Origin of the sequence: Bacillus sp. DNRA2, assembly GCF_012843265.1 — a bacterium.
Taxonomy (GTDB): Bacteria; Bacillota; Bacilli; order Bacillales; family Cytobacillaceae; genus Bacillus_BU.
The window spans coordinates 1-491 of sequence record NZ_JABAIT010000085.1 but is presented as its reverse complement, the minus strand read 5'-3'; the positions used below and the strand labels follow the sequence as shown (position 1 = coordinate 491).

The following is a 491-nucleotide window of genomic DNA, read 5'->3' as shown; positions in this document are numbered from 1 at the left end:
GGGCTGTTAAAAATTTTACTATTCCGCAGTAGCTCAGTGGTAGAGCAATCGGCTGTTAACCGATCGGTCGTAGGTTCGAGTCCTACCTGCGGAGCCATTTCTGGAGAGCTGTCCGAGTGGCCGAAGGAGCACGATTGGAAATCGTGTAGGCGGGTAACCCTGTCTCAAGGGTTCAAATCCCTTGCTCTCCGCCATAAAGATTCTAAATATAATATGGCCCCTTGGTCAAGCGGTTAAGACACCGCCCTTTCACGGCGGTAACACGGGTTCGAATCCCGTAGGGGTCACCATTTCTTGCTTATGGAGGATTAGCTCAGCTGGGAGAGCATCTGCCTTACAAGCAGAGGGTCGGCGGTTCGAGCCCGTCATCCTCCACCATAACTTTATCAATATTTTACCGTCGCGGGGTGGAGCAGCCCGGTAGCTCGTCGGGCTCATAACCCGAAGGTCGCAGGTTCAAATCCTGCCCCCGCAATCATAATGGTCCGGTA

The 491-nt window shown here is 53.2% G+C and carries 5 tRNA genes; all 5 read left to right on the top strand.

From position 1 onward, the window contains the following. The first annotated feature begins 22 nt into the window (after positions 1-22). The 5 genes from HHO41_RS22090 (at position 23) to HHO41_RS22070 (ending at position 475) form a co-directional block, all read left to right on the top strand. Positions 23-97, top strand: a tRNA-Asn gene (locus HHO41_RS22090). A gap of 5 nt (positions 98-102) precedes the next feature. Further along, a tRNA-Ser gene (locus tag HHO41_RS22085) sits at positions 103-194 on the top strand. A 21-nt stretch (positions 195-215) separates the two neighbouring features. Beyond that, positions 216-290 (top strand) — tRNA-Glu (locus HHO41_RS22080). Positions 291-302: 12 nt separating this feature from the next. After that, positions 303-378, top strand: a tRNA-Val gene (locus tag HHO41_RS22075). 23 nt (positions 379-401) lie between these two features. Next, positions 402-475: transfer RNA gene (locus HHO41_RS22070), tRNA-Met, on the top strand. The last annotated feature ends 16 nt before the right edge of the window (positions 476-491 follow it).